15 protein-coding genes, 5 pseudogenes and 1 other annotated feature are annotated in these 21,042 nt (G+C 63.2%); of the genes and pseudogenes, 10 read left to right on the forward strand and 10 right to left on the reverse strand.

Features of this window, described 5'->3' with window-relative positions; translation table 11 throughout:
- Positions 1-173 precede the first annotated feature (173 nt).
- Positions 174-1,424: a hypothetical protein gene (locus tag BPODLACK_RS07700; RefSeq protein WP_159405027.1), complete on the reverse strand. Its 1,251-nt coding sequence runs from the start codon at positions 1,422-1,424 to the stop codon at positions 174-176.
- Positions 1,421-2,518 carry a cell division protein ZapB gene (locus BPODLACK_RS07705; RefSeq protein ID WP_159405028.1) on the reverse strand — a complete coding sequence of 366 codons (1,098 nt, stop codon included), beginning with the start codon at positions 2,516-2,518 and terminating at the stop codon, positions 1,421-1,423. The genes BPODLACK_RS07700 and BPODLACK_RS07705 overlap by 4 nt, the downstream gene beginning before the upstream one ends.
- A gap of 153 nt (positions 2,519-2,671) precedes the next feature.
- Here BPODLACK_RS07705 and BPODLACK_RS23515 point away from each other — a divergent pair.
- Positions 2,672-2,771 (forward strand): annotated as a pseudogene (locus BPODLACK_RS23515) (M23 family metallopeptidase); the annotation flags it as partial.
- Positions 2,772-2,791: 20 nt separating this feature from the next.
- Here the strand turns inward: BPODLACK_RS23515 and BPODLACK_RS07715 are convergent.
- The gene (locus BPODLACK_RS07715; RefSeq protein ID WP_159405029.1) at positions 2,792-4,045 is read right to left on the reverse strand and encodes an APC family permease; all 1,254 of its coding nucleotides are present in this window, start codon (positions 4,043-4,045) and stop codon (positions 2,792-2,794) included.
- 70 nt (positions 4,046-4,115) lie between these two features.
- A complete protein-coding gene (locus BPODLACK_RS07720) occupies positions 4,116-4,829 on the reverse strand; it encodes an NUDIX hydrolase (RefSeq protein WP_159405030.1) in 714 nt (237 codons plus the stop codon).
- Positions 4,830-4,926: 97 nt separating this feature from the next.
- Between BPODLACK_RS07720 and BPODLACK_RS07725 the strand changes: the two genes are divergently transcribed.
- The 3 genes from BPODLACK_RS07725 to BPODLACK_RS07730 all read left to right on the forward strand — a co-directional run bounded on the left by BPODLACK_RS07725 (position 4,927) and on the right by BPODLACK_RS07730 (position 7,475).
- A complete protein-coding gene (locus BPODLACK_RS07725) occupies positions 4,927-6,198 on the forward strand; it encodes a vWA domain-containing protein (protein WP_159405098.1) in 1,272 nt (423 codons plus the stop codon).
- Between the two features lie 259 nt (positions 6,199-6,457).
- Positions 6,458-6,832, forward strand: coding sequence for a hypothetical protein (locus BPODLACK_RS23520; protein ID WP_236577630.1), 375 nt, complete (start codon positions 6,458-6,460; stop codon positions 6,830-6,832).
- 4 nt (positions 6,833-6,836) lie between these two features.
- Positions 6,837-7,475, forward strand: a complete 639-nt coding sequence (locus tag BPODLACK_RS07730; RefSeq protein WP_159405031.1) for a DUF3558 family protein — start codon at positions 6,837-6,839, stop codon at positions 7,473-7,475.
- A gap of 50 nt (positions 7,476-7,525) precedes the next feature.
- On the opposite strand, the gene BPODLACK_RS07735 is transcribed toward BPODLACK_RS07730, so the two are convergent.
- Positions 7,526-8,293, reverse strand: a complete 768-nt coding sequence (locus BPODLACK_RS07735; protein WP_159405032.1) for a helix-turn-helix transcriptional regulator — start codon at positions 8,291-8,293, stop codon at positions 7,526-7,528.
- A 206-nt stretch (positions 8,294-8,499) separates the two neighbouring features.
- Between BPODLACK_RS07735 and BPODLACK_RS07740 the strand changes: the two are divergent.
- The 5 genes and pseudogenes from BPODLACK_RS07740 (at position 8,500) to BPODLACK_RS07760 (ending at position 12,287) form a co-directional block, all read left to right on the forward strand.
- Positions 8,500-9,664: pseudogene (locus tag BPODLACK_RS07740) on the forward strand (LLM class flavin-dependent oxidoreductase).
- A gap of 172 nt (positions 9,665-9,836) precedes the next feature.
- Positions 9,837-10,442, forward strand: a complete 606-nt coding sequence (locus BPODLACK_RS07745) for a class I SAM-dependent methyltransferase (RefSeq protein ID WP_159405033.1) — start codon at positions 9,837-9,839, stop codon at positions 10,440-10,442.
- Complete coding sequence (locus tag BPODLACK_RS07750) at positions 10,442-10,912, forward strand: WXG100 family type VII secretion target (protein ID WP_236577631.1); 471 nt, start codon at positions 10,442-10,444, stop codon at positions 10,910-10,912. The genes BPODLACK_RS07745 and BPODLACK_RS07750 overlap by 1 nt, the downstream gene beginning before the upstream one ends.
- On the forward strand, positions 10,909-11,205 hold the full coding sequence (locus tag BPODLACK_RS07755) for a WXG100 family type VII secretion target (RefSeq protein ID WP_159405034.1): 297 nt from the start codon (positions 10,909-10,911) through the stop codon (positions 11,203-11,205). Before BPODLACK_RS07750 ends, BPODLACK_RS07755 begins: the two co-directional genes overlap by 4 nt.
- Before the next feature lie 53 nt (positions 11,206-11,258).
- Positions 11,259-12,287 carry a WXG100-like domain-containing protein gene (locus BPODLACK_RS07760; RefSeq protein ID WP_236577632.1) on the forward strand — a complete coding sequence of 343 codons (1,029 nt, stop codon included), beginning with the start codon at positions 11,259-11,261 and terminating at the stop codon, positions 12,285-12,287.
- A 30-nt stretch (positions 12,288-12,317) separates the two neighbouring features.
- Here BPODLACK_RS07760 and BPODLACK_RS07765 read toward each other — a convergent pair.
- Positions 12,318-13,706, reverse strand: a pseudogene (locus BPODLACK_RS07765) (IS256 family transposase).
- On the opposite strand from BPODLACK_RS07765, the gene BPODLACK_RS07770 reads away from it, so the two are divergent.
- Positions 13,699-14,148 carry a glycohydrolase toxin TNT-related protein gene (locus BPODLACK_RS07770; RefSeq protein WP_236577633.1) on the forward strand — a complete coding sequence of 150 codons (450 nt, stop codon included), beginning with the start codon at positions 13,699-13,701 and terminating at the stop codon, positions 14,146-14,148. The pseudogene BPODLACK_RS07765 and the gene BPODLACK_RS07770 overlap by 8 nt on opposite strands.
- A 27-nt stretch (positions 14,149-14,175) precedes the next feature.
- Here BPODLACK_RS07770 and BPODLACK_RS07775 read toward each other — a convergent pair.
- The 4 genes and pseudogenes from BPODLACK_RS07775 to BPODLACK_RS07790 all read right to left on the reverse strand — a co-directional run bounded on the left by BPODLACK_RS07775 (position 14,176) and on the right by BPODLACK_RS07790 (position 21,029).
- Positions 14,176-15,458, reverse strand: a pseudogene (locus BPODLACK_RS07775) (IS3 family transposase).
- Positions 15,052-15,180, reverse strand: a sequence feature (AL1L pseudoknot). (Overlaps the previous pseudogene by 129 nt.)
- Positions 15,459-15,510: 52 nt before the next feature.
- Positions 15,511-16,440 (reverse strand): annotated as a pseudogene (locus tag BPODLACK_RS07780) (IS630 family transposase); the annotation flags it as partial.
- A 205-nt stretch (positions 16,441-16,645) separates the two neighbouring features.
- Positions 16,646-18,919 carry a GmrSD restriction endonuclease domain-containing protein gene (locus BPODLACK_RS07785; RefSeq protein WP_159405035.1) on the reverse strand — a complete coding sequence of 758 codons (2,274 nt, stop codon included), beginning with the start codon at positions 18,917-18,919 and terminating at the stop codon, positions 16,646-16,648.
- A gap of 13 nt (positions 18,920-18,932) precedes the next feature.
- Entirely contained in the window at positions 18,933-21,029 is a 2,097-nt protein-coding gene (locus BPODLACK_RS07790) for a UvrD-helicase domain-containing protein (RefSeq protein WP_159405036.1), read from the reverse strand.
- Positions 21,030-21,042 lie beyond the last annotated feature (13 nt).

The raw sequence follows: 21,042 nt of genomic DNA on the forward strand, positions 1-21,042 counted from the left end.
GTCTTGCGGTGTGTTCACCAGCTCTCGACCGCGATCATCTTGTGATCGCGGTCGAGAGCATTTGAGGCAAGTCTCCGTCTGGCTTCATCAATTATTCACAAAGCACGGGATAGACGTGCCGAGCGCGGACATCGTCGACAACCGGTCGACACAGGCACGCGAGGCTACGGGCCTTACGCAAGATCCTGCAATGGTCCGATCAGGTTGGCATCCGTATCACTCAGTTGCTCAACGCGATCGATTAGACCGAGTTGCCACGGCTGAGCGGTTGCCATGACGAGTTCGTCCCATGATCGAGCGCTTGGAATTTGTGATGCGCGATATGCGTCACTGACGGCGGTCGCGGCTAGAGTGCCGGTGCGGAGCAGCGCCGGAATGTTCGCGTGCCGGATGTGAGACGGATGCAGCGCGCGCAAGTAATCTCCGGTAGCCGCGTGCGCCGCCATCTGGGCAGTGACCTTGCCCAAGGAGATGGCCGATACAAGACCGTGGGCGGCCAGGAGCAGTTCCGTGCGGCGACGCTGGCCTGGCCAGTCGAGTTCAGCGGTTCCAGTTCGGTGCAGGGCTTCGCCATGTACATATGTCCGCATGAGAACTTCGACGACGATGACCGTCATCGAGGGGTTGGCGATTCCGTTCCGAATGTTCCAGCCGGTTCCATTAGCGAGTCCGCTGTACGCGTGGAGCGCAAAGTCCCGAAGCGCGGTCGAATCGCTCTCGTAGAGCAGGGACATCCCTGGAATCGGCAGGCTCATCTCCGTGATCACATCCGCGAGTAGATGCTGGCCTAACCGGGACGCGGCCTCCGTGGTAGGTAGTGGTCCTCTGAAGCGTCCGACTTGGTCTACCGCCTGCGGAACTCCATCCACCCAACGGACCCCACGGAATTCACCTTCCATCACCTGTCGGATCGCTTCGATCGGACGTGCAAGGTCATGGCCGGCAGACTTAACGCGGTGCGCGCGGCCCCCGAATCCGGGGCCCATGTAGTCGATGGGCAGCCGTTTCCTGGCGCTCTCCCACATCTGCAATGTGGCAGTATCTTTGAGACCCTTCAGTCGATCCCGCACTGCGCGGTCGATCGTCGAGTCGAACCAGCAGCACAGTAGGCCGATCAGACCGGCCGCGCCGACTGCAAGATAGTCCGAAGTCCTCCACTCGAGGCGGTGCTTGGTGAGCCAGTTCTCCCACGCTTCACGCTGACTTGCTGTCAGGGCTTGGTCGAGGTCGACCTCTTCCCAACCCCGTTGCGTCCTGAGTTGCTTGTTGTACGCGGTGAGTTCGTCATACGACTGGCGATGGGACGTCTCTGGAAGTTCGACCATCGACTCCTCGTCCTTGAGTGCGGAGCCGATGATGTCGTCGAGCTCACTGAGGCGTCGCGCTTGGGTATCGAGGTTGAGCTCGATCTCGTCGTCAGTCATTCCACATCCATCGCTGGCAACCGGTCGCGCACCACAGTCAGGGTCGTCGTCGCGGAACGAAGTTCGCGGAGCTCGACCTTCATCTCTTCGATTTGCGCTTTGAGCGAGGAGTTCTCGGCTTTGGTCTGAGCATTCTCGGCGCGCAGGCTGTCGATCTTCTCCACCAGCAACCTGGTTCGGTCGGTCAGGGTGTTGATGTTCTCCTGCAGGCTTTCGACCACGCGTCGCACCTTCTCGTCTCGGTTGGGCGAGTCTGCGAGTACCAATTTGGCGATCAGATCGAGTTTCACTGCTTCGGCGGCAATCGCCTGAGAAGCGAGCGGACTGAATCCCGTTCCGGCAGCGACTGCACCGCCAATGGCGACGCCCCCGATTCCTGTCAAGAGCATTGTCCCGCCGGCGACGCCGAAGCCGCCTGCTGCCAGCGAACCACCACCGAGAGCCGCCAAGCCCGCCGACGTCGCGGCCGCCCCCGTCAGACCCATGGTGCTTCCGATCGCGGCGCCGATCGCAGGGGCTGCCCAGCCTGCGGTGACGATGCCGACTCCTGCGCCGACAGCAGTCGCGGCGACCACTCGACCCCACTTGATTGACTTGAGTCGCAACGCCTTCCGTACGCTCTCCAACTCACCGTTCGCAGACTTGAGGTCGCCGTCTTTCAACCCCCCAAGATCTTGGGCTGCGAGTTCAAGGCTCGACTCGCGTGTCTTCTTGTCCCATCGGTTCCCGTCGGTCCAGGGTTCCAGCGTCAGAAGTTCGACGAGGATCACCAGCGCCGCTGATCGGACATGGACCTGCGGCGCGAGCGAAGCGGCGAGGTTGACGAATAGTTCGACCTTGTCGTCGATCGATCCACGGTCGAAGTTCTCCAGCTCGTCGGGAAGCCAGTCGGCTCCACCCACCGGCACGACATCCACGAAGGACTGCAAGACGAAGCGATGCAGGTCATTCGTCTTCTGAATGGTGTTCCGGTCCTTACGTTCCGCTTCGAGGTCAGCCATGAGCATGCGCGCCTGCAGCGAGCGCACAGTCAGCACTTGAAGTGGAGTGAGTCTGAGTTCTTCAACCACTTGGTTCGCGGTCACTTCAGTCATGGAGATCCTCGGTCGGTCCTGGCTTGTCGCAGGCACTGTACCGAGTTGATCCGACATCGCTGATGGGTTCGGCACCGATTCAGTCATGCGAGCGGTCTGTCTTCGCGGTGGAATCACTCTTGGGCGCCTGACCGGGGATGGTCATCACCGTCCGAGTCCACCGGTCCTCACCTGCACTACGAGGTTCTGGGATGCCAACGGCAACAAGATCAACCCGCAGGTGTGGCTGAACCAGCGCGGCGTCCACCCGTGACGAACGCTCCTTCCTGAGCCCTATTGTCGGAGCCGGCGTGTACTGCGAAACGCGTACACGCCGGCTCCGACTGCTAGGACGATCACCCCGGCGAGCACCGAGGTGAGTGGCAACGTGAACGCCACCACCACGCACCCGGTCACACCCACCACGGGGGTGGCTCGCGCGGGACGGTTCTCGTCGCGGGTCAGCGTGAGCGCCGACGCGTTGGCGACGGCGTAGTAGAGAAGCACGCCGAACGACGAGAATCCGATGGCCGCCCGGACGTCGGCGGTGGCGGCGACCACCGCGACCACTCCGCCGACCACCAACTCGGCGCGATGCGGGACCTGCGTCCGCGCGTGCACGGCGGCCAGTGGACGCGGCAGATGACCGTCGCGGGACATCGCGAACACGGTCCTCGAGACGCCGAGGATGAGTGCGAGCAGGGAGCCGATCGCGGCAACCGCAGCGCCGACGCGGACCACCGGGACCAGCCAGTCGACGCCCACGGATTCGGCGACAGCCGTCAACGGTGCTGCGGCGTCGCCGAGTTCATCGGCCCCCAGAACGCTGAGTGCCGCGGTCGCGACCAGCGCGTAGACCACGAGGGTCAGCCCGAGGGAGATGCCGATCGCGCGGGGAATGGTGCGGGCCGGGTCGCGGACCTCCTCGCCCAGCGTCGCGATCCGGGCGTACCCGGCGAAGGCGAAGAACAGCAGACCCGCCGCCTGCAGCACGCCGAGAACGCTGGTGTCAGAGCCCAGCGTCAGACGATCGGGGGCGGCGACGTCCGACGTGAACGCGGACACCACCACCGCGGCCAGCACCGCCAGCACGAACGCGACGATGATCCGCGTCAGCCACGCCGCTTTCTGCACTCCCGCGTAGTTCACCGCAGTCAAGGCGACCACGGCGGCAACCGCAACTGCGTGGGCATTCTCCGGCCACACGTACACCCCGACCGTCAGCGCCATCGCGGCGCACGACGCGGTCTTGCCGATGACGAACGCCCAGCCGGCGAGGTAGCCCCAGAACTCGCCGAGGCGCTCCCGGCCGTACACGTAGGTGCCACCCGAGACTGGGTAGAGAGCAGCCAGCCGCGCCGAAGATGTTGCGTTGCAATAAGCGACGACGCCCGCGATCGCGAGGCCGACCAGCAGCCAAGACCCGGCAGCGGCGGCGGCCGGCGCGAGTGCGACGAAGATTCCGGCGCCGAGCATCGCACCGAGCCCGACCAGCACCGCGTCGTGGAGACCGAGGGCGCGACGCAGCGAGCCCGTGGAGTCCGTCATCGAGTTCCTTTGTTCAGTGGTCGCACGACGCTGCGAATCCTGGGCGTCGTCCGGTGTTGTCGCGTGGCCGCTAATGAGTGTCGGGCCTCGGGCTAGGCAACCGCCACCCGAAGGTCGCGGTCGGTGGCGCGTCTTTCGCGTACAGCCGTGCGGGGCGTCCGCCGCCGACCCGCGTCGCAGGTTTGCCCTCGGCGTCGAGCTGCGGTGCGAGCAGTGGCTGCGCGCGTCGGTTGAACGAGTCCCGCATCAGCCGCCGTCCGAGGATCGCTTCATGCAGTTCCCGCAGCTCCGACAGCGTGTACGGGGGCCGTAGGAGGTTGTCCGGGTCGGGCTGGTCTTCGTAGCGTTCGCGGAGTTTGTCGGTGGCCGCTGCAATGATCTCGGCGTGGTCGTAAAGGACCCGCTCCCCTGATGCCAGCTGACCGGTTGGTGTCACCGGCGCGAGTTCGCCCGTGACGTCGGATAATTCGGCGGCCGGCAGGGCCACGGCATGCGCGACCGAGATCGTCCATCCCCGAGGATCCCGGTCAGGATCACTGAAGACCGCCAGCAGGTGCGGTCGGACGTGATCGGGCGACAGCCCCAGTTTCAGTTCGAGTACCTCGCGCACCGTCTCCTCGACGGTGCGTCGCTCTCGGACGAACCGCCCCGGCAACGCGGCTCTCTCCTGCTCGTCGCGCTGGATCACCACGTTCAGCGCGCCGTCGGAAACGGTGAGGACCGCGATGTCGACGGCCACGTTCGGTCGTGGGTAGTCGGTGAGCGGCGTCGAACGAGTGGTCACAGCAAAAGGCTATGCGAATGTCTGCGCAAAGGTCTATTCTCAGATTCGCGCAAAGTCGCCGTCTCGATCGAAGGCCGAGACGGAGGAAGGAAGAATGATGAAACTCTCCGCTGCTCTGGACGTCGAGATGGTGGCCCACGAGACCGCCGATGAAGTGACCGTTCTGCTGGAGCTGCAGGCTCCCGCGGGACCCGAGACCACACGCACCCCTACTGCCGTGCAGGTGGTGCTCGACCGGAGCGGGTCGATGTCCGGCAGCCCGCTCGAGGGTGCGAAGAAGGCGCTGGCCGGCGTTGTCGCCCAGCTGGATCCGTCGGATGTGTTCGGTGTGGTCACCTTCGACGACGACGCGCAGGTCGTCGTGCCGGCCGCTCCCCTGTCGGACAAGCAGCGCGCGGTGGACGCGATCGCGTCGATCGCTGCCGGTGGCTGCACGGATCTGTCGTCGGGCTACCTGCTCGGCCTGCGGGAACTGCGGCGCAGCGCCCAGACGACCGGGTTCCAGGGCGGCACCGTGCTGATCATTAGCGACGGCCACGTGAACCGCAGCCTTCTCGAGGTCGACAAGTTCGAAAGTGTTACGTCGAAGGCCGCTGGCGACGGGATCGTCACGTCCACGCTCGGTTACGGGCGCGGCTACGACGAGACGCTGCTGTCGGCGATGGCGCGCGCCGGCAACGGCAACCACGTCTTCGCCGACAACCCGGACGCGGCGGGTGCGGCGATCGCCGGCGAGATCGAGGGTCTGTTGTCGAAGTCGGCGCAGGTGGTGACGCTGACCGTGCGTTTTGTCCCGCAGGTGCAGGAGTTGTCGCTGTACAACGACCTGCCGGCACACCAGACCGCCGACGGCGAGGTGATGATCGAACTCGGCGACTTCTATGCACTCGAAGAGCGGAAGCTGTTGCTGCGGATGAAGGTCGACGGACTGGCCGCGTTCGGGTTGGCTCAGATCGCGACGCTCGAGCTGCGGTACGTAGAGACCGCGACGCTCACCGAACACACGGTGTCGCTGCCGATTTCGGTGAATGTGGTTCCGGGTGATGAGGCGTCGGGTCGCGTGCCGGATCCGAAGGTGGAGTCGGAGCGGCTGTACCAGGAGGGGCAGGCGGCGAAGCTCAGGGCCTCGGAGGCGTTCGAGGCCGGCGACCTGGATGCCGGTAACGAGATGCTGGGCGAGTCGGCGTCGCAGCTTCGACGGGCGTCGGCGCTTGCTTCGCCCGAGGAGTTCATGGCGATCGAGGAGGAGCTGCGGAGCATCGAGGTGCTGGGTGCGCAGGCAAGGGTCGAGGGTGCGGGGTATGCGTCGAAGATGTCGCGGGACTCCTACCACCTCGCGAACCGGAAGCGCGGGCGTCGGCGGGGATAGTGCGTCGTAGATGGGTGTGGCCACCAGGCTTGGGCTCGGTGGCCACACCCGTCGATGCGGCACTACTGTCGGCCCCTGGTCGGTGTGGGTCGCACCTGCATACGCAAGCAAGAGGGGTGTCGGCGGCTGACTGGCTTTCGTGGGAATCTCCGCTCCGGACTCCACAGCCAGCAGGGTCAGGTGTCGGAATCAGCGGGTCACGCTAGTCTGATCGGCGAGGGTGGGGCGCCGTCGGGGCGCGCGAGCGTGAGGGGGACCTGTGACGACACCGTTCTCGGACGACTCGCTGTTGCCACAACCGGCACCGGCGATGCCGGTGAGTCCGCACGGGAGCGAGTACTTACTCAGCTCGGAGCGCGCGTTATGGGAGCGACGAGCTGCGGTTGCGGCTGATGCGGCGGCTGACCTCGCGAAGGCTAATTCAGATCTCGGTAACATCGGCCGTGCCAACTACTTAGGTGACTGCGTCGAAGGACTCTCCGTGTACAACGGCCTAACGACGGCTGTCACATCACTGAAGAAAGAATTGTTCGCCCAGGCAGAACTTGCACGAGATCTCGGATCCCAGTGCGAGATTGCGGCCTCAACCATCGAGAACGCCGATCGAGATGGCGCTCGAGGTATTGAGAACTAGTCCAATGAGGAATGTAGTTGGGCTTCTCCTAGCGGTCTCGCTTGCATTCCCGCCGTTGGCGGCGTGCACCACAACCGGCGAAGCTGAATCGGCCTCCCCCTCCACCTCAATGACGTCAGGTGGGCCAACCGGAATCCGGCAGACAGATGACGCGGGAACCCCGTTGCCGTTCGAGAACAGGTTTCCCGACCGCTGGAGCAACAACAATGACGGCACTCCTTACGAGCCATGTACGCAGGTCTCCGCCGTCGCGCTTCAGACGATCGATATTGACTCCAGCACAGTCGAAGACGTCGCGGCTTCTAACCACCAGACGGCACGCGGTTGCACATGGAAGTTTCAAGGCGACCGACTTTCGTCGTTGTCTCACTTCGTCGGCAATTTGTTACGTCCTGAGGCTGGATTAGATGGATACAAAGACCTCAACAAGGCTGGGTCGACATGGTTCGCAGATACGGCAATCAAAGGTCGCCGTGTGCTGTCTGGATCTATGGGCCCCGGAGAATGCTCGATGATCGTTCAGTCTGGCGACGCGGTCGTAGTCACGACGATCGTTCGGTACGACGCGGATCGCCCGCCAGTAGAGACCGTATGCTCGTCAGTCGAGCAATTCTTGGATCAGACCATCGACTCGATCCCTTAAACACTCGCCATACACACTTGGCGAAACGGCTAGTTTGAGGCCCCTGCAAGCTAGATGGAAGCCCTTGCCAGCCCTTCCATACAAACCAACTTCACCAACTCCGCCCGGTTCCGGACCCGCGTTGCCGCGAACACCCGGCTGACGTATTTCTTCACCGTGTCGACTCCCAGGTTGAGTATCGACGCAATCTCCTCGTTCGTATGCCCATCCGCAACGAGCTCCGCCAGCTCAATCTGCCGCGGCGACAGACACTCCCGCCACGACGGGAGCGGCTCCCCGGGAAGCAATTTCGCCAGGTTCGACAGCTGCCGGGACAGCAGCCCCATGGCATGCAACCGCAGACGGTCCGGTTGCCTACCCTCTGAGTCGAACAACCCGACCAGCCCGTGGCAATCGTTCGCGAGGTCGAGATGCATCACGGATGCACTGTGTAACTGCTTGCGATACAGGAAGTCTTGTAGATAACTGACGGAGTCGCTGGCGAGTCCGCCGAGCTTGTCCGCCGAGATCGCCGGGTTCTTCGACAACGCCGCCCGCGACTGCGCGGACGCGAAGACGTCCTTCGGATACCACCGTGCTTGATACTCGTCGATCACCGGCATGATCCGCCCCGTGACCACGGGGTTGGGATCCGAAAACGCGGTGACAAAGGTCGGGCCGGTGAAGAACGTCGTGTTCAGACAGTTGTAGTGCTCGTGCAGCGCACCCATCAAGACGTTCTTGAACGCCTCGAGAGTTTCTGCCTGCGAGCATGCATCCAGGATGGCGAAGACCCGCTCGTACTCATCGACGGGTAGCACGACCGACTGACTGGCCAATCCCGTGCTCCTTCCTCCGGACGCGATCCCTGAACTGTACCGGTTCAATTGTGATGTGGAGCACATGCAACGCCATGCAACGGGCGCTGCGGCAGCAGGCCCAAAGCAAACCGTCCACTTTCGTGCACTGTGGCGTCAGTCACACTCTTTCTAGTCTTTCGTCGTGGCCGACAGACCGCCGGCCGACAGATCGACAGGAGACTCGCATGAGCAGGCTTCGCTTCGGATACTTCATGGCGCCGTTCCACGCACCCGGCCGCAACCCCACCGCCGCACTGGAACGTGACCTCGACCTGGTCGAACACCTCGACCACCTCGGCTACGACGAAGCCTGGTTCGGCGAGCATCACTCCGCCGGCAGCGAGATCATCGCCTCGCCGGAGATCATGATCGCCGCCGCCTCACAGCGGGCGAAGCGCATCCGCTTCGGCACCGGCGTCACCTCGCTCTCTTACCACAACCCCCTGTGGGCGGCCGACCGCATCATGCAGCTCGACCACCTCACCCGCGGCCGCACCATCTTCGGCGTCGGACCCGGTTCCCTGCCCACCGACTCCGCGATGATCGGCCTCAACCCCACCGACACCCGGGAACTCCTGCAGGAGAACCTCGACATCGTCGTACGCCTCCTGCGTGGCGAGACAGTGTCTGCGAAGACGCGCACCCATGACCTCTACGACGCCAAGCTGCAGCTCGCGCCGTACTCCGCGGACGGGATCGACGTGGTCGTCGCGGCAGTGGCCTCCCCCACCGGCCCACGCCTGGCCGGCACCCATGGTCTCGGCCTGTTGTCGATCGGCGCGACGCTGTCTGCCGACGGCTTCGACGCCCTGCCACCATTGGAACGTGATGGAAGAACGGGCCGCGGCCAACAACGTCACGGTCGACCGCAGTAAGTGGACCCTCGCCGGTCCGTTCCACATCGCCGAGACCGAGGCCGAGGCGTACCGCCAGGTCGAATACGGAATCGAGCAGTGGTTCGACTACTTCCAACACGTCGCCGCATTCCCCCAGATGGCTGTCTCCGGAAACAAACTCACCGAGATGATCGACTTCATCAACCAGGCCGGCATCGGCGTCATCGGCACCCCAGAACAGGCCCGGGCCCAGGTCCAGCGTCTGTGGGATCAGTCCCAAGGTTTCGGGTGCCTGCTGCAGATGGGCCACGACTGGGCGAACCCGCAGGACACCAAGCGTTCCGCGGAACTCTTCGCGCAAGAGGTTTTCCCGCACTTCCAGGGCCAGGCGCAGGCGACGCTCGACGCCGCCGAGCACGCCCGCGCGGTACGGGAAGGCCATGCCGCCAAGCAGCTCGAGGCGGTCGACCACATGACGCGCAAGTACCAAAAGGAGCTCGCGTCGAAGGCCTAGACTCGCCTCCTCCCATCACAAACAGTGCACCTGCTCCTAGAGACGGCATTCGCCGAATGGATGACTCACGTGCGCTCCCCGGTCGCCGTCGTGACAGCGACGGCGACCGGTCGCATGCGACGCCAGCTCCCTCACCTCAGGATCAGTAGGCATCTTTGCGACAATGCGACGCATGGTCGAACAGAGCATCTGGATGCAGAAGGTCGCCGCCGATCCCGGGCACTCCCACTGGTACGTCGAGCGATTCCGCACGATGGAGCGTGAGGGAAAGGACGTCGTCGGTGAGGCCCGCTTCATCGACGCGATGGCAGCCCGCGGCTCGCGCATCCTTGACGCCGGATGCGGAGCCGGACGCATCGCCGGATATCTGGCAGCAATGGGTCATGACGTTGTCGGTGTAGACGTCGATCCGGTCCTTGTTGCCGCAGCCGAGAAAGATCACCCGGGACCGCGCTGGCTGGTCAACGACCTCGCCGAACTCGACCTACCTGCCCGCGACATCGATGAACCGTTCGACATCATCGTGTCCGCAGGCAACGTAATGACCTTCCTGGCGCCGAGTACCCGCGTCACCGTGCTGAAGCGGTTGCGTGCGCATCTGCGCGACGACGGTCGCGCGGTCATCGGTTTCGGGGCGGGCCGGGACTATCCGTTCGACGAGTTCCTCGACGACGCGAGGTCGGCTGGCTTTGACCCCGACGTGTTGCTGTCGGCCTGGGATGTCCGCCCGTTCACCGCGGATTCGGAGTTCTTGGTGGCGGTGCTACGTCCGGCGTAATGACCAATGTTTCCGGTCCGCTGCTCTCACAGACGTTGTGCCGAGCGCGAGTATCGCAACATCCGCTCACCCAAGACTCCCTTGTGGACAACGTCCTCGATATCCTCACAAGCGCCGCTAGCATGCCAAGCGGTCAAAGGGGGGAAATCGTAGAACTGGCAGCCAATCTCGCGACGCTGCGCGCTGTATCGCAGGACGTAGCCACTCTGTATGGCGACATCAGTGAGGAGTGGTCGACGATCACCAAGCGCGCCGAGGATCTGTTCGGCGTCAGCTGGTCTGGGACGGCCGCAAACTCGTACGAAGAGCCGTGGGCGCACTGTTGCGAAGGCGTCGACCATGTCTTGAACGGCCTTGCGACCACGGGACAACTACTACTGTCGGCTACTCAGACGTATGCGGCCAGCGACACGTCGGGTGCGAAAGTTATTGAGAGCTCGCCTAGTTACATGCCGTTGAGGTTGCCGTGACCTCTGACGACGCCGACCGCATCGAGTTGGCAGCTGTGGAGAGATTCGTCGAAGACCTCGCACGGTTCGCGACAGCGGTCGACGAGCGAATTCAAACTCTGGACAAGCGAGTCGATGACCTTCACCTTGTGTGGACTGGCGCAGGCGCAGTGGCCCATCGTGATGCGCACACGCAGTGGCGCGAGGGCGTGAAGGACATTCGCGAGGCGATCGTCGAAATCAGAAGGGCGGCGAATCGGTCTCACTCGGCGTTCAGCGGCTTACAGGAGCATCAGCGAAAGATGTGGCCTTGACGCCACCGATAGCGGTTCGCCCAGCATCGTTCTCGACAGCAGCAAATGCGTTCTTGGAAGTCCATGCCGAAATCGGCCGAACAGTCAACGACCTGTACTCCTCACTGCAGTCTTGTCGCCGGATGGCAGGTCAAGATGGGGCCGGCCGAAGCTTCGCCGCCTCCTATGACCAGACGGTCAACGGCGAGCAGAGTCTCTTGGCAGGAATTGCGCTCATGGGGAACGCGTGCGCCAAGATGGCCGAGCTACTGGACGCCTCGGCGCTCAACCATTCGAACGTGAACAGCGCGATCGGACTGTGCACGCCGGCTACACCCACCGGGAACCTCAAGAGGCTCGATAAGATTCCAACGCTGTCGGCGGGTTCGTCCTTCGGCGGGCCAGGAGAACCGAGCAACTGGGAGAGGCTGAAGGAGTTCATCGAAGGGGAAATCTTCCCTGATGGAGATCCCGACAAGCTCGAGAAGGCGGGAGAGGCGTGGACACGTGCTGCGACTTCACTTCGCAAGCAGCAGAATACGGTTCGATCTGCGATTGAACCGATCGCAGGCGAACGGTCGGCCGAGGTTGTCCCAGCGCAAGATCAAGCATCCCTGATCGACCAGCACCTCGGCGGGATTGCGGAGTCGTGTGATGCCACCGCCAAGCTGTGCAACCAATTCGCACAAGAAGTGCGTGGGACCCGAGACAGGATCGCCGACCTTGTCCGGGAATTGACGTGCGAGCTCCTGGTAGCGGCTGCGGTGGGCGTCGCGTTGATGCTGGTGACTTCTGGGCTCAGTAGCCTTCTGGCAACCGCGGCAGGAGTGGCTAAGGCAACGCAAACGGGGGCACGTATCGCTGGCGTGATCCGCGCTCTGGTGACCGCAGTCGGCCCCGTCTTACGACCGGTTGCGTACGTGCTGGATCCGGTCGGCGCTGCCGCTGGTGATCTGGGCGCACTGATGGGGTCGCGTGCCGCGATGTTCGGCATGAACATGTCGAAAGGGTCCGTGCGGGCGGCCGAGCTTGCGGCGGCATTGGAGAGGATCCCCGCCTGGGCTCACGACGGAGCTTGTCAAGATGTCTGTGTAAGAACGTGACTCCTGGTGTTCCTGTGGTTGTTGGTGGGTCTAGCTGAGGTGGGGTTCGATGCGGTCGGGGTAGGCCAGGGCGAGTTGCTCGAGGGCCTGTTTCCAGTTCGTCACGACCTGTCCCTCGACGAGTCGTCCGGGAGCTCTGCGCGTGGCGGCGGGCGTGCCGCGTTCTTTCTCGCGTTGCCTGGCGCGTTTGTCCTCGATGTCGCAGATCGCCAACCACAACAGTTTGCGGACCGCGACGTCGTTGGGGAAGTGTCCCCTGTTCTTGATCACCTTGCGTAGCTGGTAGTTCAGCGACTCGATCGAGTTGGTGGTGTAGATGACTTTGCGTAGCTCGGGCGGGAACGCTAGGAACGGGATGAATCTGTCCCAGGCGCGATCGAAAGCCAATGCCGCACTCGGATATTTGAGCCCGAGCTCGGAGTCCCGGAAGGCTTCCCACTCGCGGCGAGCGGTGTCGGCGTCGGGGGCGGTGTAGATCGGTTTGATCGCCCGGGCGACGTCTTTGCGGTCTCTGTAGTTCACGAACCGCATCGAGTTGCGGATCAGATGCACCACGCAGGTCTACACCGTGGCCAGCGGCCAGGTGGCCTCGATCGCCTCGGGGAATCCGGTCAGCCCGTCACAGCAGACGATCAGGACGTCCTTGACGCCGCGATTGGCCAGATTCGCACACACCCCGGCCCAGAACTTCGCGCCTTCCTCGGCCTGAATCCAGATCCCCAGCACATGCTTGATCCCGGCCATGTCAACGCCAATCGCGATGTGGGCGTGCTTGTTTCGAACGTGGGCTCCGTCTTTGACCTTCACCACCAGTGCGTCGAGGTAGATGACGGGATACAACGCCTCCAAGGGCCGGTTCTGCCATTCGTCGACCGCGTCGAGGACCTCGTCGCAGATCTTCGAGATCGTCTCATGTGAGAGGTCGGTGCCGATCGTCGAGGCCAGATGGTGCTGGATGTCGCGCAGCGTCATGCCGCCGGCGTAGAGGGAGATGATGATGTCATCCAAGCCGCCGAGCCGGCGCGAGCCCTTCGGCACCAGTCGCGGGGTGAAGGTGCCATCGCGATCGCGAGGGATGTTCAGCTGGACCGGTCCGGCCTCGCAGGCCACCGTTTTCGGGCTCGAACCGTTGCGGGCGTTGGGCAGCTCCCGCCCGGCCGGGTCACCCTTCTCATAGCCGAGGTGATCGGTCAGCTCGGCCTTGAGGCCGCGTTCGAGGGCGAGTTTGATCAGGCCCGGAATCAACCCGCCCTCGCCGGTGATCTGGACCTGCCCGGAATCGATCTGAGCGAGCAGCTCATCGACCATGCCTGAGGCCTGCAAAGCCTCGGCCACCTCCGCAGTCGAGCGCGGCTCGGCCAGCTCAGGCAACCGCTCGTCGTCGTGGCCCCGCTGCGTATCGTCTAACGCCATGCTCATACATCTTCCTCTCACTGATGAGCACTGGACTTACACAGACCATCTGACACCCCCTCACGACGAACTCAAACGCGCCGTCGATCCGGACTTCCTCCGCAAGTCACTGGAGGCCGGCGGCGTACCGAAGAACGTCATCGACGACGCGATCGCCAACAACCCTTACCGCAACCTCACTCCGGAGCAGATCCTGGACCGCTACTGGGTTGACGGCAAGGGCTGGGCGTACCCGCCCAACAACGGTTTCAAGGGCGATTACCACGTGTCTGACAACATCCCCGAAGGCACTCGTCTGGACAGGATAGGTTCGAGCGACGGCGGTTTCATGGGACGTGACGGGGACTCGTATGGAGCACGTGCGCTTCCTCCCGGCAAGACGGGCGCCTACCACGAGTGGGTCGGTACTGGAAAACCGTTGCCAGACGCGTGGGAGGTGCGACACTGAATCGCCCCGGCTTTGTTGGAGGCTCGGTTAGTTGGTTCCAGCGGTTGCCGGGACCGGGTTTTCACGGTAGCTGGTGACTGTGTGGGTCGACCAGTAGGTGGTCTCGTACTCGACGGGTGGGACGTGTCCGATCTCGCCGTGCAGGCGGCGGTGATTGAACCAGTCGATGTACTCGGCGACGGCGATCTCGACCTCGCCGACACCGCCCCAGCCACCTCGAGGGCGCATTATTGGGTTGCGGATGCATTCGGCCTTGAACAGCGAGTTGAACGCCTCGGCCATCGCATTGTCGTACGAATCGCCCTTGGAGCCAACCGAAGTCACCGCATCGGCTTCGGCGAGGCGTTCGGTGTAACGGATGGCTCGATACTGCACTCCGCGGTCGGAGTGGTGAATCAGCCCGGCCACGTCCTGGCCGGCACGCGAGCGGGCCCACAACCCCATGTCCAGGGCGTCGAGGGCGAGGTCGGTGTGCATGGTGGTCGAGACCTGCCAGCCCACGATCATCCTCGAGAAGACATCGAGGATGAACGCGGCATACACCCACCCCGAGTGGGTGCGGATGTAGGTCAGGTCGGCCACCCACAGCGCATTCGGCGCCGCCGCGGTGAACTGCCGTTCGACACGATCTGCCGGCTGCGGAGTTTCGGCCCCCTCGCTGTGCGTGGTCGTGGGTGTCTTCAGCCTCGTTATCCCCTGTAGCCCATCAGCTTTCATCAATCGTTCGACGGTGCAGCGGGCCACGCCGATACCCTTCCTGTGTAGTTCGGCATGGACTTTGCGGGCGCCGTAGACGCCGAGATTGTCGGCATGCACGGTGCGGATCTCGCCGAGGACCTCGCGGTCACGGACCACCCGTGGCGCCTCGACTCGGCGAGAACTCAGATGGGCTCGCACCGTGGACGGAGCGATCTGGGCGGCCGTATCGCGCAAGGCCGCGCAGATCGGATCGACTCCGTGTTCGCCACGATGAGTGGCGACGAACTCCACGATCAGCGCTGTGGGCGGTCGATCTCCGCCGCAAAGAAAGCCGATGCCTGCTTCAAGATGGTGTTCGCCCGCCGCAGCTCACGGTTCTCCCGTTCCAGCTGCGCGATCCGTTCAGCCTCGCTGGTCGTGGTACCCGGTCAAACGCCGCCATCGATCTCGGCCTGCTTGACCCAGGTGCGCAGCGCCTCCGGGTGCACACCGAGTTGATCGCCGATCCGTTTGAGCGCCCCCGGCCGCGTGGCCGGGTCCTTGCGGGCTTCCACCGCCATCCGCGTCGCCCGCTCCTTCAGCTCAACGCTGTACTTCCGTGGTGCTGCCATACTCTCCATCCTTCACAGGTTCGAGAGCCTCCGACAAACCCGGGGCGATTCATTGGAGTTTCTTGGTGGTCAGTTCGGCGAACCAGCGTTCGACGAGGTTCATCCAGGATGAGCTGGTGGGAGTGAAGTGGACAACAAACCGCGGGTGCGCGGTCAGCCATCGCTTGACCGCGGGTGTCTTGTGGGTGGAGGCATTGTCCATGACCAGGTGGACGTCGAGCTCGTCGGGCACCTCGGCGTCGATCTTGCGGAGGAATCCGATGAATTCCGTTGCGCGATGCCGTGAGTGAAGCGAACCGATGACTTTGCCCGACGCGATGTCCAACGCCGCGTACAGGCTGGAGGTGCCGTTGCGCACGTAGTCGTGGCTGGCCCGTTGCGGGGTGCCCGGGAGCATGGGAAAGATCGGCTGGGTGCGATCGAGAGCTTGGATCTGGGTCTTCTCGTCAACGCAGAGCACCAGGGCACGTTCGGGTGGGTTCATGTAGAGCCCGACGACGTCGCGGACCTTCTCGGTGAACATGGGATCTTTCGACAGCTTCCACGACTCCTGTTTGTGTGGAGCCAATCCGAACGCTCTCCATACACGCGAAACAGTTGACTGCGACATGTCGAGATGCTCAGCCATCGACCGAGCCGACCAGTGTGTCGCATTCTTCGGCGTGGTCTCGAGAGTTGCGGTGATCAGGTCTTTGATCTGCTCGTCGCCGACGGTTCGAGGTCGCCCGGGCCGGGGTTCGTCGAGCAACCCCTCGCAGCGGTGCTCGACGAACCGGCCTCGCCATCGCCGCACGGTACCTCGGTTGAGGCCGAGTCGTTGTGCCACTTCGGTATTCGACCCGCCATCAGCGGCAGCGAGAACGATTCGTGATCGCATCGCCAAACCCGAGGCCGACGTTCGCCGACGCGCCCACCCTTCGAGCTCACGGCGCTCATCATCGGTCAGAACAACATCCACTGCTCGCGGACCCCGGGTTGCCATTCCCCAGCCTAACAACCGAATGACAATTAATGACTCAGGGCACTAGTTCATGGGCTCCGGTCTTAGGCAGGCAATGCATGGTCGGCGGGGTAGTCGCCTCCGCCGTCGAGCGCGCGTTGAGGTCGCTACGTCGCATCCCGCTAGAGCGAATGTGGGCACACTTCCGATAGGCGGATCGGCCTTGTTGGATCTACTATGTTCAAGCTTAAGATTTTGCTTGGTAACCGAACTGGTCGAGTCGTCGTCTGGCCACCGCCAACTCCCCTTCGGAAAAAAGCTTGGCAAATTCTGGCTCGACTACGACTGCCTCGACGGTGAGGTCCATCCGTCCGTGCTCCCACAGCACAGCGAAACCGTCAGATACCGCGGGAGCTGCCAACAACCGGCGTGCGGTCTCGTGCGGTCCGAGTTGGGCGAGCATGGCACGGTACTGGGTGGCGTTGTACCCAACCTCTGCCAAGGCACGACTGTAGACCTCCGTCATACGCTCCGCGAACCGATCGGCAACAGCTCCGAGATCAGGGGCCGTTGAGGATGGCGCGGGTTCCTCCGCCACCTCCCCGCCAACCGCTGCAAGGCTCTCGTTCTCCACGAAACCCAGCAGCGCATCCACCGACGTGAAGACTCGGTATCCGAGTTCCTCCAGCCGAGGCAGATCTGCCTCTTCGGGATCGAGCTCGAGGACGACCGGTACGCCGACTCCCGCCTGGAGTCCGTCAGGCCAGAATGCCTCGGCCACAGCAAGTTCGACTCCCGTCACGGGATCGGCGACTTCGGTGTCCACGACGGGCGCTGCGAACCCTCGGCGCATCAGCTCGTCGACCAGCGCCTGGACTTGCGCGGTGCGCGGATCGTCGACGACTTCTTCAGCCACATCGAGACGCTGCAGTGACGCCTCTACGTGGGGCCCGTCCGGATTGCGAAGGCTCTCGAGAAATCGTTGTGCCGACTCGGCGAGCAGTTCGCGGCGAGCTGCGAGGAAATCAGCGTAACGATCGACTCGCCACAGCTCGGGGTCCGTGGGAATCCATTGCGATTCCAGGACTCCCGGGTGTTTTGTCTGTACCTCGGGTAGGTAGTCGGCAGGATCGCGCTTACCGATCTTGATGTTGGTGTCTTGAGTCAGGAAACAGAAGTTGGCCAGCGCGTTGATCTCGTTTCGCTCGAATCCGTGCTTGCGCAGCAATGCCTTCGGGAAGATGTGATGCACTTGCAGCGATGTCAGTTTTCCGAGCAGCTCGGCGCGGAGCTCCAATCCGCTGCCGAAGTCTCGTGCGCCGTCGACACGCGTCAGCATGTAGAGCAGCGGATAGAACCGCGCGCCCCTCGTTGCCCCCGAGAAATCGTCCGGACCGATGGACAGATTCCCGCCGCGAGCACGCTCCAGTGCGGCGATCAGTGCATCTACGCCGCCTCTCTCGATGGTGTCGTAGTCCTGCTGGAGCACCGTCTCGGTCGAGCCGCTGAACCGTCCCCACAGAGCGGAATGGACGTACCAGTAGAGAACCTTGTCCCGATGCACGCTGTCGGAGAATCCGCCTCCGTTCGTGTGGAGGAGCCGAGAGACGACCGGCGTTGCGTAACGCCCCATCAGAACTCGGTCGTGATCGAGCCCGAGACGTCCGGAGGTCGCATCAAGAAAGGTGCCAATGTAGTTGACCGAAAGGTTCAACGCACGCTGGAACTCGTCAGCCGACACCTCGCTCAAAGACGAAAACAACGCTCGGCCCCGTGCAACCGCAGTGGCGTTTCGCAGCAACCATTCGAGGGAGAACTTGAAGCCGGCTCTGCGCCATCGCTCCAGGTCATCCCTCAGCTCTTTCCTCGCTTCCGGCCACTCGGCGCACAGTTTGGCGAGTGCGAGATCGCCCTTGGACAGCTTCGTACCGCCAGAGTTGACTTTGTTGAAGATGTCGACAACCTCGTCGACTGTCTTACCCGCTCCGGTGATCTTCTCCTGGTTGAAGTTTCGGTTCTCGATTTCTTTGATGCGGTTCAATCGCTCCAGATAGGTGTTGAGCACCTCTCGCTCAACGTCGGGGAACGCGGTCAGGTACTCGAACGGACCTTTCCGGAACAGCTCGGTCACGCTGACCCAGGTCGGGTCGCCTGCCATCTTGGTCGGTGTGTAGAACTCGAACACCTCGGTGGCGACATTGAAGTGCAGTCCGGTGAAGGCGTTGGCGTCTCCTTCGAAGAACGGGGGCGGTGTGCCACGGATGACGCCGTACATCGACGTCACTCGCTGCTGACCGTCCAGCAGCAGCTGACGCGTTCCACTGCCCCCGACTCGGCCTCGCACGGTGATGTCATCTGAGGTGGTCTCCCACATCAACAACCCACCCACCGGATATCCGCGGTAAAGCGACCTCATCAGACCGCGCACTTGGTCTCGGTTCCAGACGTAACCGCGCTGGAACTCGGGAAGCAGTACGGCGCCCGAATCGATTTCGTCGAGCAAGGTCGAGAGGCGGGTCATGGCGTTCTCCTGTTCAGCTCTTCTGCAGCGCGGTGACGAATGGACTGGCCTGGCCGTGCCAGGTGACGAGTAGTTCCTCACGGGCGCGGGTGCATGCCACGAAGAGCAGGCAGCGTTCCCGTTCGAGGTCCTGGTCGTGGGTCTGCTTGTCGTCCTCGGCTGCGGTCACCGCATTCGCCGCGGGTACGAATTTCGCGCCGACGCCAGCGACAACCATGCATCGGAACTCGAGACCCTTCATCCGATGCATGGTCCCGATCCGCACGGCGTCGTCGTCCTCATCGGCTTTCGCCAGGTCGATGTAGTCGATTCCTGCCGTAGTCATTGCCTGTTCGATCTTTGACGCGGTCCATCTGGCGCGGACCGCGATGCCGATCTCTGACAGGCCTATTCCCTTGTCCAGCCACGCGCGAACTGCGCCAGCGATGTGATCGGCCTCGTCCTCCGCGCTCGCTAGGCCGCTCAGTCGTGGCCTTCCACCGTGTACGTACGACTTGCAGCCAGCGATCGAATCGAGGCCGCCTTCCATGTCGTCGATCGGCTCGCCCCGAAGCAGGCCCAGACTCCACCCGAGGATCTCCGCGGTCGTGCGGTAGTTGATGTTCAGTCGCGTGGAGCGACCGGCGATCTTGATCCCGACTTCGCGAAAACTGACCCGATGGTCGTAGATGCGCTGGTGCGTATCCCCCGCAATGAACATGTCGTCGGGAGCTTCGGCAACCGAAGCGCGGAGGAGTCGCCACTGGTCGGGACTGAGATCTTGGGCTTCGTCGACGACGATGTGCCGAAACGGCTTGTCCGACGCCGTTTCGAGGAGACGGGTGGCCTCCCGTCGGATCGTCTCGTGAGTCCAGAGGCTCCGTTGAAGAAGGGTTTGTTCGAAGTCCCAGATCGCCTGCCACACCTGGGCGCGCTGGGCCGAACCCAGAGCGCGGCCACGGCCGGTCCGTTTGGCAGCGAGATAATCGCTCGCGGAGGAGATTCGGCGCGCCAACACCACTTGACGCCATTCCTCGGCGAGAAAGACTGCGCTGAAGCTGAGCCCCAACGTTCCGATCAGTTCCGTCCACAACGCGGTCTCGTCATCGGACGTGATCATGTGTGGAGCACCGTGCTTCTTCCGGAAGACGCGATGCGCGATTCGGTCAACGTGGGACACCTCGATCCGGCTGTCGGCCGTGTCGTCGTCGACGAGCATGTCCAGACCCGTTCGCAGGCTGTCGGACAGTGTGGAGGTGAAGGTCGTGACAAGCACCTTGCCGGCTCCGCGTTTGGCGAGTGTGTACGCACGATGCAGCGCGACGACGGTCTTTCCGGTGCCTGGCCCGCCGGTCACTCGTGCGGGTCCCTTGTATACGGCTTCGACGGCCGCCCGCTGCGTGGGGTGCAGATACACACGCCAGGTCGCGAACGGGTAGGCGAAGACGTCCATCAGTTCATCGGGGCCACTGACCAAGACGACTCGCTCGTTGCTGCGCAAGATCGCCGCGTCGAGATCCTCGGTGTCGATAGGCTCACTGAGGATGTGCGCACCGAGGTCGGCCCACACCTCCTCAGGTGTGTAACCTGCGGCAAGACCGAACAACACGTCCCATTGAAGTTCCGGGAGAAACGTTTTCGCGGCATCGAGTTGCGCCGGGTTAGTCACGGTCCGGGCGAACGCCAGCACTTTCTCGTCGATACCCAGTTTAGTCAGCTCGCCGTCCTTGATCCCAGCGAAGATGGGCGCACTCGCGCCCATCGTCTGCTCTTGCTGTTCGGGAAGATGGCGGTCGAGTTCGGCTTCGTCGCGGATCTCGATGACGCCTGTCGCCGAATTGACCGAGACGTTGCTACGTTGTGCCCACGCGTAGGCATCATCGTGGGGCAACACCTTGAGCAGGGTGTACACGTCACCACGGTTGGGAGCGAGGACGATACCCCGCCACGACTGGTCGATGCGGATCGAGCGGAAGTTCGGGTTGCGGGCGTTGGCGATCTTCTCCAGGTGCAAGCCTGTGTGGGTGGCGGCGTCGAATTCGTCGAAGACCTCGGTGACGCGTCTGTAGACCGGCTTCTCCAGCTTGCCCAGGTCTTTGAGGAATCCCTTGTCGATGGCGAGTGTGGGCAACCTTCGTCCTCTC

Origin of the sequence: Gordonia sp. YY1, assembly GCF_009872315.1 — a bacterium.
GTDB lineage: Bacteria > Actinomycetota > Actinomycetes > Mycobacteriales > Mycobacteriaceae > Gordonia > Gordonia amicalis.